Source organism: Autumnicola aciditolerans (assembly GCF_041679265.1).
In the GTDB taxonomy this organism is placed as follows: domain Bacteria; phylum Bacteroidota; class Bacteroidia; order Flavobacteriales; family Flavobacteriaceae; genus Autumnicola.
The window spans coordinates 140375-151806 of the sequence record NZ_JBGFSM010000007.1 but is presented as its reverse complement, the minus strand read 5'-3'; the positions used below and the strand labels follow the sequence as shown (position 1 = coordinate 151806).

The 11432-nt window shown below is 41.9% G+C and carries 9 protein-coding genes; 5 read left to right on the top strand and 4 right to left on the bottom strand.

What is annotated here, in order from left to right; genetic code table 11:
• The first annotated feature begins 14 nt into the window (after nucleotides 1-14).
• Both AB8M93_RS09475 and AB8M93_RS09470 read left to right on the top strand, forming a co-directional pair.
• Nucleotides 15-2261: a glycoside hydrolase family 3 C-terminal domain-containing protein gene (locus AB8M93_RS09475; protein WP_373057335.1), complete on the top strand. Its 2247-nt coding sequence runs from the start codon at nucleotides 15-17 to the stop codon at nucleotides 2259-2261.
• Nucleotides 2262-2405: 144 nt separating this feature from the next.
• Nucleotides 2406-3230, top strand: a complete 825-nt coding sequence (locus AB8M93_RS09470) for an amidohydrolase family protein (RefSeq protein ID WP_373057334.1) — start codon at nucleotides 2406-2408, stop codon at nucleotides 3228-3230.
• Nucleotides 3231-3255: 25 nt separating this feature from the next.
• Here AB8M93_RS09470 and AB8M93_RS09465 read toward each other — a convergent pair whose 3' ends face one another.
• The gene (locus AB8M93_RS09465) at nucleotides 3256-5286 is read right to left on the bottom strand and encodes a protein-disulfide reductase DsbD family protein (RefSeq protein ID WP_373057333.1); all 2031 of its coding nucleotides are present in this window, start codon (nucleotides 5284-5286) and stop codon (nucleotides 3256-3258) included.
• A 110-nt stretch (nucleotides 5287-5396) separates the two neighbouring features.
• Nucleotides 5397-6713, bottom strand: coding sequence for an RIP metalloprotease RseP (rseP, locus tag AB8M93_RS09460; RefSeq protein ID WP_373057332.1), 1317 nt, complete (start codon nucleotides 6711-6713; stop codon nucleotides 5397-5399).
• 153 nt (nucleotides 6714-6866) lie between these two features.
• On the opposite strand from rseP, the gene AB8M93_RS09455 reads away from it, so the two are divergent.
• The 3 genes from AB8M93_RS09455 (at nucleotide 6867) to feoB (ending at nucleotide 9954) form a co-directional block, all read left to right on the top strand.
• The gene (locus AB8M93_RS09455) at nucleotides 6867-7541 is read left to right on the top strand and encodes an SCO family protein (protein WP_373057331.1); all 675 of its coding nucleotides are present in this window, start codon (nucleotides 6867-6869) and stop codon (nucleotides 7539-7541) included.
• 78 nt (nucleotides 7542-7619) lie between these two features.
• Nucleotides 7620-7850, top strand: a complete 231-nt coding sequence (locus AB8M93_RS09450) for a FeoA family protein (protein WP_373057330.1) — start codon at nucleotides 7620-7622, stop codon at nucleotides 7848-7850.
• Nucleotide 7851: 1 nt separating this feature from the next.
• Nucleotides 7852-9954 carry a ferrous iron transport protein B gene (feoB, locus tag AB8M93_RS09445; RefSeq protein WP_373057329.1) on the top strand — a complete coding sequence of 701 codons (2103 nt, stop codon included), beginning with the start codon at nucleotides 7852-7854 and terminating at the stop codon, nucleotides 9952-9954.
• Between the two features lie 189 nt (nucleotides 9955-10143).
• Here feoB and AB8M93_RS09440 read toward each other — a convergent pair whose 3' ends face one another.
• Nucleotides 10144-10551, bottom strand: a complete 408-nt coding sequence (locus AB8M93_RS09440; RefSeq protein WP_373057328.1) for a hypothetical protein — start codon at nucleotides 10549-10551, stop codon at nucleotides 10144-10146.
• A gap of 45 nt (nucleotides 10552-10596) precedes the next feature.
• Entirely contained in the window at nucleotides 10597-11418 is an 822-nt protein-coding gene (locus AB8M93_RS09435; protein ID WP_373057327.1) for a ZIP family metal transporter, read from the bottom strand.
• Nucleotides 11419-11432 lie beyond the last annotated feature (14 nt).

Here is an 11432-nt window from a genome sequence, read left to right as displayed (position 1 = left end):
AATAAATCAAAATTATGAAAAATAGAATAATGTCCTTAGTAGCTGCGCTTGGTCTTATCGCGTTTACAGCTTGTAAAGAAGAAACAAAGCCTTCTGAAGTTACCAAAGATTCCGAAGAAAATTCCATTTCTAAGGGAAGCCCTATAACTAAGGAATATGACGCTAAAATCGATAGCCTGGTTGCCCAAATGACTTTAGAAGAAAAAACCGGAATGCTGCACGGCACTACAATGTTTGCCACAGCAGCCGTGGAAAGATTAGGAATTCCGGAATTAAAAATGACAGACGGACCTTTAGGGGTAAGGGAAGAAATTTCTAAAGATTCCTGGACTCCTGTGGGAGGAGATGAAGATTACGCCACGTATTACCCTGCCGGTGCCGGCCTTTCGGCTACCTGGAATCCGGAGCTGGCTTACACTTTTGGAAACAGTGTGGGTTCTGAAGCACGCGCACGGGACAAAGATGTGTTGCTATCTCCCGCCATTAACATCATCAGGACCCCACTTGGTGGAAGGACCTATGAATATTTTACTGAAGATCCTTTCCTTAACAAGAGGCTTGCCGTACCATTTATAGTGGGAGTACAGGATAATGATGTTGCTGCCTGCGTAAAACATTATGCCGCCAATAACCAGGAAACACACCGGGATTATGTAAATGTGAAAATAGATGAACGCGCCTTAAGGGAAATTTACCTGCCTGCTTTTAAAGCTGCGGTAGAAGAGGCCAATGCCTACAGTATGATGGGCGCCTACAACAAATTCCGTGGAGAATTTCTTTGTGAAAACGATTATATGCTCAACGAAATACTAAAAGGAGAATGGGGCTTTAAGGGTATTGTAATTTCAGACTGGGCCGCAGTGCATAGCACTGTGGAATCTTTAAAAAGCGGACTGGACGTGGAAATGGGAACGCCCAAACCTTTTGATGAATTTTACCTTGCCCAACCTTTAATTGATTCGGTTAAAGCTGGAAAAATTTCAGAAGCTGAAGTGGACGAACATGTAAAACGCGTATTGCGGGTAATGTACTCCTTAAACAGCGTTACAGATAATGGCAGGAAAGACGGAAGTTTGGCTACAGAAGCGCATTTTAAAGATGCCTATAACATTGCTTCAGAATCTGTAGTATTACTTAAAAACGATAAAAATATGCTCCCTCTTAAAACTGACAGTATAAAAACTTTAGCGGTAATTGGTGCCAATGCTATAAAGAAAAATGCTTTGGGCGGTTTTGGCGCGGGAGTAAAAACCAGGCGTGAAGTAACCCCACTGGAAGGTCTTAAAAACAGGCTGCCGGAATCTGTGGAGATTACCTATGCGCAAGGATACCAGGAGCGGTTTTCCAAGAGTGAAAAAGGAAAATTTGGCGATGTTACCCTGGACGGCCCGGTAACTATTAATGAACTCGATCCACAAATGGTGGAAGAAGCCGTAAATGCCGCTAAAAAAGCCGATGCGGCCATTTTCTTTGCTGGTTCCAATAGAGATTACGAAACCGAAGCCTCAGACAGGGCTTCTCTTGATCTTCCTTTTGGACAGCAAAAGCTTATTGAAAAAGTACTGGAGGCAAATCCCAACACTATTATTGTGATGATCGCCGGGGCGCCCTTCAATATTGAAAACATTAACCAGAAAACTTCAACTTTGGTGTGGAGCTGGTTTAATGGTTCTGAAGGTGGTAACGCCCTTGCAGATGTGCTATTAGGAGATGTTAATCCCTCCGGAAAACTGCCCTGGACGATGCCTAAAGAGCTTAAAGATTCTCCTGCCCATGCCACCAACAGTTTTCCCGGGGACGATACTGTTTCTTATGAGGAAGGGATTCTGGTTGGATACCGCTGGTTCGACACCAAAAATGTAGAGCCGCTTTATCCCTTCGGCTACGGGCTTTCCTATACCAATTTCGATATTTTAAATGCAAGGATTGATAAAGCAGAAGCTTACAGCCAGGGCGAAACCATTAATGTTTCAGTAGATGTTGAAAACACCGGGGAGATGGATGGGAAAGAAGTGGTCCAGCTTTATGTTTCCAAGGCAAATTCAGAAGTAGAGCGTGCGGCCAAAGAACTGAAAGGCTTTAAAAAAGTAATGGTTCCTGCGGGAGGCTTTAAAACAGTAACTATAGAACTTCCCGTTAAAGAACTGGCTTATTATGATGTGGACAGCAAAAGCTGGATGGTGGAACCGGGAACTTACACATTAAAACTCGGAAATTCTTCGCGTAATATTGAAGATGAAGTTACAGTAGAAGTACAATAAAAAATACTGCTGCTAAACTGCCCTAATTCAAGAGCAGAAAGAAAACAGGGAATCCGGCTTTACAATTATAAAAATTCTAAAGCCGGATTATTCCATTCTTTGTATCTTCAGGTATATCTATACAATAGCAAAACAATACCGCTCATGATTTTTGATGCCCATGTACATTTCTGGAATTATAATCCGCAAAGGGATATATGGATTAACGAAAATATGGAGGCCATAAAAAGAAATTTTTCTCCTGAAGATTACCAGCAAGCGGTTCAGGGCCAGGAGGTACAGGGATGCATGGCCGTACAGGCAGCGGAGTTGGAAGAAGAAACAGAATTCCTCCTCAAACTGGCAGAAGAACATGATATAATAAAAGGAGTTGTTGGCTGGGTAGATTTAACTGCGGAAGATGTGGCTGAAAAACTGGAAAGTTTCAGCTCAAACCCTTATTTAAAAGGAATAAGATACGTCCTGCAGGATAAGGAAAATGATTTTTGTCTGAATAAAACCTTTTTAAGCGGAATTTCTAAACTACAGGCATACGAACTTACTTACGATATTCTGGTAGATCATCGCCAGCTGAATTCGGTAATCCATCTGGTTAAGGATTTTCCCGGGCAGCCGTTTGTGCTGGACCACCTTGGAAAACCAGATATCAAAAATATCAAATTCCAGGAATGGAAGAAAAATATAGAACGGCTTGCAGAATTTCCTAACCTGCACTGTAAACTATCTGGATTGATAACCGAAGCAGATTGGAAAAGTTGGAAGCCCGAAAACTTTAAGCCTTATCTCGATACGGTTTTTACCTTCTTTGGAACGGAGAGAGTATTTTTTGGATCTGACTGGCCTGTTTGTAATCTTGCCGGGGATTATGATGCCGTGACAGCGCTTTTAGCAGATTACACTTCCATTTTCAGCAAATCAGAAAAAGAAGCTATATTTTACGAAAACGCTCTCCGATTTTATAATATCTAATTCGAACAGGAGTAAGCTTCTGTTGCTAATCTTCAAAGACTGCAATCCCTTCCTGCAGCCATTGGTTGTATTCTTCAACATCTGGCGTATAGGCGGCGGGTTCATTCAGTTTTTCCCCTTCGTGGTTTAGCAAAACGTAAAAAGGCTGCGCATTTGCACCGTATTCTTTAATCTGAAGTTCGCTCCACTTCTTTCCAACTGTATTCACCTTATTTCCGGTAACTTCTGAAGTATAAGCCTCTTCTTCAGGCAAATCCCTTTTATCATCTACATAAAGCGAGATAAGCACCACTTCGTTTTTTAACTTACTCAAAATTTGTGGTTTCGGCCATACGTTTTGTTCCATCTTGCGGCAGTTCACACAGGCCCAACCTGTAAAATCCAGCATTACCGGTTTATGGACCTTTTTCGCATAGGCCATTCCTTTCTCATAATCGTTAAAAGCCATAATATCGTGCGGCGGGAGCAAATGTGCCCCTTCGGGAATTTCAGTGTTGGCACCTGGATTTGCCGCTACAGAATTTCGGCTATTACCAACACCATAAGGCGATTCACTATATTCCATTGGCGGTGGGAAAGCACTGATTAAATTCAGCGGAGCACCCCAAAGTCCGGGAATTAAATATATGGTAAACGTAAGGACCAAAAGCCCCATCAGCATTCTGCCAACAGAAATATGTTCTAAAGGAGAATCGTGCGGCAGGCGTATTTTTCCGAATAAATAAAAAGCCAAAGCGCCAAAAATGGCAATCCAGATGGCTATAAAAATTTCCCTTTCCAGCAAATGCAGCTGCAGTACAAGATCTGCCTGAGACAGAAATTTAAAAGCCAAGGCCAGTTCCAGGAATCCCAGAAAAACTTTTACGGTATTCAACCAGCCGCCACTGCGTGGAAGACTGTTAAGCCAGCCAGGGAAAGCGGCAAAGAGCGCGAAGGGCAAGGCGATTGCCAGCGAAAAGCCAAGCATCCCGATGATTGGAGCAAGGCCACCTGTGGAAGCTGCCTGCACCAGCAATGTGCCCACAATTGGCCCGGTACAGGAAAAGGATACTATGGCCAGGGCAAGGGCCATAAAGAAAATACCAATTATCCCTCCCCGGTCTGCCTGTGAATCTACTTTGTTCGCCCAGGAGTTGGGCAGCATGATGTCGAAAGCCCCAAAAAAGGAAATGGCAAAAACCACCAGAATGATAAAGAAAGCAAGGTTAAACCAAACATTAGTGGCCAAAGCATTAAGGGAATCGGCGCCAAAAATTGCCGTAACTGCCGAACCAAGCAGCACATAAATCACCACTATGGAAATTCCATAAATTATCGCGTTTCTTATTCCTTTCGCACGGTTTTTACTTTGTTTGGTGAAGTAACTTACCGTCATAGGGATCATAGGAAAAACGCAGGGTGTTAGCAAAGCCGCGAAGCCGGAAAGAAAGGCCACAATGAAAATTCCCCATAAGCCTTTTTCCCCTTCATTATCTGCGATAATTCCTGTTTCGACCTGATTGGGAATTTTCTTCTCTTCTGAAATGGTGGTAGTATCTGTATTTTCATTTCCGGCAGGTGCAGAATTAAAAACGTTGGGATCTGCTGAAGCTGCTATTCCTGCTCTTTCCGGAATGCTGAAATTAAATTCTTCTACTGAAGGTGGCAGGCAACGTTCGTCATCACAAACCATAAACTCTACCGAAGCCTCTACTACAGCAGATTCCTTCAGCAATTTTATACGCTGCCGGAAGGTAGCCTGGTCTTCAAAAAATTTAATACGCATTTCGAATACGGGATCTTCTATCGTTTTCCCTTCTTCCTCTTCAGTTTCTCCTATTACCTCATACGCCGGATTTTCTTTAAAGGAAAACGTTGTGGCAATGGGGCCTCCTTCAGGAACATCCTGCGCATATAGGTGCCATCCTTCTTCGATTTTGGCAGAGAAAACAAAACTATAATCATTTTTAGTACCTGCAACTTTTTCAACAGAAGCAGACCAGTCCACAGGATCGTAGATCTGTGAGAAGGACTGCAGAGATAATAGAAGAAAAAGGCTCAGAAGGAAATGCTTCATAATGTTTTAATTTTGCAACTTTTCAAAATTACCAAATCTAATCTTAGGAATTCCTTAAAAACCAAAAAGCCGAAATGGGCATTCGGCTTTTTTATTAAGTTCCTGTTATTTTATTCAAAAAGCCATTTATAGATATCGTTCCCATTGGCATAAAGTACAAGGCCCAGGATGAGTACAAAGCCAACCAGTTGTGCTATTTCCATAAACTTATCATTGGGTTTTCTACCGGTAACAATTTCATAAAGCAGGAAAGTCACATGCCCCCCGTCAAGGGCAGGAATTGGCAGAATATTCATAAAAGCCAGGATTATGGAAATTAAAGCAGTGGTATGCCAAAAGCCCTGCCAGTTCCATGTGTCTGGGAAAAGGCCACCTATAGCGCCAAAGCCTCCTAGCTGGGAAGCTCCCTTTTTAGTGAAAACATATTTAAACTGGTACACATAATCCCGTAAGGTCCAGTATCCGTCTTCAAAACCTTCTGTAATACTTTCGGCCAAACCATATTCGCGTTTAGCAACTTTAAAACCACGTTTTTGCCTAACTCCTAACAGGCCTTCTTCATCTGGCGTAACCATGGTGCCTTTTATTTCACCATCCCTTTCGTAAACAATTTCAATTTCTTTGTTCTTATTTTCTCTGGTGACCGGTGAAATTTCATGCCAATATCCAATTTCCTGCTTATTGATGGAAATAATGCTGTCTCCCTTTTTAAGCCCGGCCAACCCGGCGGCCATATCGGCAACAACCGTATCTAATACCGGCCTTTGAATAGGCACAAAAGGCTGGAGCACCCCGCTCTGGAACATGGTACTCCCAATTTCTTCAGGCAGAGTAATAGTTTCTTCCTGCCCGTTTTGGTGCAAAACAGTAATAGAATTTACATCCCGCATAAAAAGATTCCGGTTAATATCCAGGCTGTTTTCGAAATCTTCTCCGTTTACTTTCAGAATACGGTCGCCATCCTGAAATCCAAATTCCTTAAACTCATTGGCTACCGCGAAGCCCTGTGGCATTTGTTCCGGCCCTACGTAATTAGTGCCCCAAACAAATAATATCATCATGAAAATAAGGAAACCCAGCACCAGGTTTACCGTAACCCCGCCAAGCATAATGATTAATCTTTGCCACGCAGGTTTACTTCTAAATTCCCATGGCTGCGGAGGTTTTTCCATTTGCTCCCGGTCCATACTTTCATCTATCATCCCGGAAATCTTCACGTAACCGCCCAGAGGCAACCATCCAATCCCGTAAACAGTATCGCCTATTTTCTTCTTAAACAGAGCAAATTTCACATCAAAAAACAGGAAGAACTTCTCTACCCTGGTCTTAAATATTTTTGCCGGGATATAATGCCCGAATTCGTGTAATACAATAAGCAATGACAAACTAAGTAAAAGTTGAATTGCCTTAACTGCAAATGGATCCATTCTCTAATCTTCAAATTTTAATCGCACAAAAGTAACTTTTTAAAAACTCCTAAAAAAGTTTATATAGAAAGGCAAAGGGCTATTCTGAAATTTTAATATACAAAATGTGACTATTTGAGCGCCAGCCTTTAGTTTTGCACTAAATATAGAATTATGCTAAAGTTTTTTGCACGTTACAAATTCTTTGCCATTGTGTTTTTTATCCTGTCGGTTATTATTGTCATCAGCATTTATTCGCTGCTGAAGCCGGAGAAGACCCTGCCTGTGTATCAGCCAGATATGGTAAATGCAGACCTGGTGGATACCACGGTGCAATACGTAAGAAAATATCATAAGATTGCTGACTTTAAACTGGTAAACCAAAATGGAGATACCATTACCCAGGATTTCTACAAGGACAAAATTTATGTAGCCGATTTCTTTTTTACTACCTGCCTTACTATTTGCCCAATCATGACAGACCACATGGTGAAAATCCAGGAAAAAATAAAAGATGATCCTGAAGTTTTCCTGCTTTCGCACACTGTTTTTCCCAAGACAGACAGCGTACCGGTTTTAAAGAAATATGCTGAAGAAAAAGGCGTGATTGATGAAAAATGGAACCTGGTTACCGGCGATAAGAAGCAAATTTACGACCTGGCCCGTAAGTCTTACCTGGCCACAAAAAGCACCGGCGATGGTGGCAAGTATGACATGGTACATACCGAGAATTTTGTACTGGTGGATAAACACCAGCAAATAAGGGGTTTTTATGACGGTACAGACCCTGAAGCTATAGAAAATCTTATGGAAGACATCAAGATCCTAAAGCGGGAATATGAGGATTAGGAGTTTTTGAGCTACAGGCTTTTCTACTAGTTTTATTTACCTTACTTTTGCCTTGTTTAAATTCAATCTAAATAAAATTTGAAGCTTACGGTAGCAGATCTTAAACGAGGGCAACGTGGAATTATCAAAGAATTTTCTGCTGATGTTGTTCCCTTAAAACTCCTGGAAATGGGCTGTCTCCCGGGCAATGAGGTGGAATTGGTGCAAACCGCTCCCTTTAAAGATCCCATGTACCTCAACATAAACGGAAGCCATCTTGCCATTAGAAAAGAAACCGCATTAGAGATTGAAATTGAGATAATAGAGTAGCATGGCGAAACAAATTAATGTTGCGTTAATAGGAAACCCTAATACTGGAAAAACTTCGGTTTTTAACCACCTTACCGGTCTTAACCAAAAAGTTGGGAATTATCCCGGTATTACGGTAGAAAAAAAGGAAGGAATATGCAAATTACCGAGAGGGCTAAAAGCACATATCCTGGACCTGCCGGGAACTTATAGCCTTAATGCTTCTTCTGTAGATGAAAATGTTGTTATTGAGCTGCTGCTTAATAAAAATGATAAGGATTATCCAGATGTGGCCGTGGTAATAAGCGATGTTGAAAATCTAAAACGCAATCTTCTTCTTTTTACCCAAATTAAAGATCTGGGGATTCCCACTATCCTGGTGGTGAATATGGCAGACCGTATGGAACGCAAAGGAATTTCCCTGGATGTAAATTTGTTGGAAGAACGTCTTAAAACCAAAGTTGCCCTGGTAAGTGCCCGAAAAAGACAAGGGATAGAGGAATTAAAAGAGCTTATTATAAATTACCGGCACATTACCACAGAGCCCTGTGTAAACGCATCAGTTATAGATCCTGAATATTTTGGACGCCTCAGGAAGGCTTTTCCAAACCAGTCTTTATATAAATTATGGCTGGTAATCACGCAGGATGTGAACTTCGGAAAAATTAACCGGCACGAGGTAAATAAAAGCCATGATTTTAATCCTAAATCTGCCAGCGACCTAAAAAGACTTCAGCAGAAAGAAACCATTTTGCGCTACCAGTTTATAAACGGCACCCTTAAGGAAGCCATGACGGTAGATGTAAATGCCGCGACAGATTTAAGAACAAGGTTAGACAGGATCCTTACTCATAAAGTTTGGGGCTACGTAGTTTTCTTCACCATTTTACTGCTTATTTTCCAGGTGATCTATAACTGGTCCAGCTATCCCATGGATCTTATAGATGCCGCATTTGCCTCTCTCAGTGAATCTGCTAAAAATATTATGCCCCCGGGTGTCTTTACCAACCTGGTTGCAGAAGGAATTATTCCCGGCCTTGGGGGAATCATCATTTTTATCCCGCAAATCGCATTTCTTTTCCTGTTCATTTCAATTTTGGAAGAAACAGGTTACATGAGCCGGGTGGTATTTTTAATGGACAGGATCATGCGAAGATTTGGGCTTAGTGGCAAAAGTGTAGTCCCGCTCGTCTCGGGAACCGCCTGTGCCATTCCTGCGGTTATGGCCACTCGTAATATTGAAAACTGGAAAGAACGCCTTATCACTATTCTGGTGGTGCCCTTTACCACCTGTTCTGCCAGATTACCGGTGTACCTTATCATTATAGCGCTGGTAATTCCTGAAGGAACTTTTCTGGGCTTTAACTACCAGGGACTTACCTTAATGTTGCTTTATCTTATAGGTTTTGGAACGGCCATTTTTTCAGCATGGATCTTAAACGGAATCCTGAAAGTGAAGAACCGTACCTATTTTGTAATTGAAATGCCCAATTACAAAATGCCCATGCTTAAAAACGTAGGGATTACTGTAGTTGAAAAAACAAAATCGTTTGTGCTTGGCGCCGGAAAGATTATTCTCGCTATTTCCATTATTCTATGGGTGCTGGCAAGCTATGGGCCCGGAAAAAACTTTAGCAATGCTGAAGAAATAGTAGCTTCAAATTATGAATCCGGCGCCAATGTTTCTACAGAAAAATTCCAGGGCGAGGTGGCTTCCTATAAACTGAAGCATTCTTACATTGGTATTATGGGAAGAGGGATAGAACCTGTTGTGGCTCCACTGGGTTATGACTGGAAAATTGGAATTGCCATTATAAGTTCCTTTGCAGCGCGCGAAGTTTTTGTAGGAACCCTGGCCACAATATACAGCGTGGGAAGTGATGAAGAAGAGACTATTAAAAACCGTATGGCAGCAGAAGTGAATCCCATCCTGGGAGGACCTTTGTTTACCCTGGCAAGCGGCATAAGCCTGCTGCTTTTTTATGCTTTTGCAATGCAGTGTATGAGTACGCTGGCCATTGTTAAAAAAGAAACCAACACCTGGAAGTGGCCGGTACTGCAATTGGTAATTATGAGTTCTTTTGCTTACCTTGTGGCATTAATTGCATTTCAGCTCCTAAAATAACATGTAAGGAATACACCTTAATCCCGACTCATCGATTATGGAATTGATACAACACATATTAGTTTTTATAACTTTTGCAATTGCAATAGGATACCTTATCACCAAATTTATATGGAAGCCTGCTTTCCTAACCCCGTCCAGGAGCAATAAAAAAGAGAAGGCCTGCGGAGTATCAGATTGTGGTTGCCACTAATTTTCTCGCTTTTCTGTAATTTTTAGCTGAAGGCTGTATTCTGAAGCTTGTATTTTCTGAGGACTTTCAGGATATGGATAAACTGCAAAGCCTGAAAGAGCAAAAGATTTTCCGAAGAAATTATCTAAAGGAAAATTGACACCGGCAACCAACTGCTCTCCAACAGATTTACCATTTTCAAAAAACTCCAGCAATACTTTCACCTCTCCTGCCCAGATGCAGGTTACATTTTCAGGACAACGGGAATCTGAAATTACTTTTTTAAATTTTACGGCATTTTTGCCAAGGGAAAAAACATCCCCAGGGCAAAGTGTTTCCTGGAAATATTGATATTCCGCCTCCTTTTGCTGTGAAAAAAGCAAGCTGCAATTAACCAGCAGCAACCCCAATAACAAACTTTTCATACTTCTGTTTCCCTAAAGACGACCAAAAACCACCGGCGTTACAAATTAGGCCAGTCCAACATCCAGCGTCATCATGAGTATAAAACCACCTATAAACCCAAGAGTGGAAATATCGGTATAACTTTCCTGCTGAGATTCCGGCACTACTTCTTCCACTACCACAAACATCATGGCTCCGGCTGCGAAACACAGGGCATAAGGTAAAACCGGCTGAAAAGTCATTACTGCCCAGGCACCTAATACGGCTGCTATAGGTTCCACTATTGCAGACAGCTGGCCATAATTAAAACTTTTCCAACGGCTAAGGCCCTGCCCTCTTAAAGGCATGGCAACGGCAAAGCCTTCGGGGAAATTCTGCAAGCCTATTCCCATAGCCAGTGCGACTGCACCACCAATACTTGCTCCTTCAAATCCCGCAGCAACACCTCCAAAAAGCACCCCTATGGCCAAACCTTCAGGAATATTATGAAGGGTAATGGCAAGGGTTAAAAGAATAGATTTATGCCATTTTGTTTTTACCCCCTCTTTTTCACTCATCTGGAAGTTTACATGTAAATGCGGAAGTATCTTATCTAAAGCAAAGATAAACAATGCCCCCAAACCAAAACCAACCACGGCCGGAATCACTTTTACAAAGCCTTCACCGGGACTCATTTCAATACCCGGGGCAAGGAGGCTCCAGAAACTTGCAGCAACCATTACCCCTCCTGTAAATCCCAGCATCCCGTCAAACACCTTCCGGTTCATTTTTTTAAAGAAAAATACAAGTGAAGCTCCAAGCGCGGTAAGGCCCCATGTAAATAAAGTTGCATATAAAGCGGCCAGTACCGGGTCAAGTTGTTCAAAGTATTCTATAATTGACTTCATCTTTTCTATTATTT